Consider the following 599-nt stretch of genomic DNA (forward strand, 5'->3'; position numbering starts at 1 on the left):
CGGTGGCCACCAAGCCGGAGCTCGCCCGGCGCATGCTGGAGCGCGCCGTCCAGGCGGGGGTGCCGTTCTCCTACTTCCTGGCCGACGAGGTCTACGGGCAGTCCCGTGTGCTGCGCGCCTGGCTGGAAGAGCACCGCATTCGCTACGTGCTGGCGATCCCGAAGGACGAGGCCCTGCCCCTGCCGGACGGCCGCACCCGCCAGTCCCGCGAGCTGTACGCGCTCACCCCCGAGGAGGCGCTGGAGCGCCGCTCGTGCGCCGACGGCGCCAAGGGCCCGCGCGAATACGACTGGGCCACCGTCCAGCTCGCCCCCACCGGCCAAGGGCTTCAACGCCACCTGCTGATCCGCCGCTCCACCGTGCCCAACAAGAAGGACAAGAAGACCGGCCGACTCGTCCGCGAGGTCGCCTACTTCCTGTGCCACACCGACCCCGGCACCACCCTGGCCACGCTGGTGACCGCCGCCGGACAGCGCTGGATGGTGGAGGAGTCGTTCCAGGTGGCCAAGGGCCAGGTGGGACTGGACGAGCACGAAGTGCGCAAGTGGCGCTCCTGGTACCGGCACACCACCGTGTGCATGCTCGCCATGGCCTTCCTG

At 71.0% G+C, this 599-nt stretch carries 1 protein-coding gene; it reads left to right on the forward strand.

Features of this window, described 5'->3' with window-relative positions; all coding sequences use genetic code 11:
• A partial coding sequence (locus ABD357_RS29965; protein ID WP_344394146.1) for an IS701 family transposase occupies positions 1-599 on the forward strand: 599 nt, incomplete at both ends.

Origin of the sequence: Streptomyces vastus, assembly GCF_039532825.1 — a bacterium.
GTDB lineage: Bacteria > Actinomycetota > Actinomycetes > Streptomycetales > Streptomycetaceae > Streptomyces > Streptomyces vastus.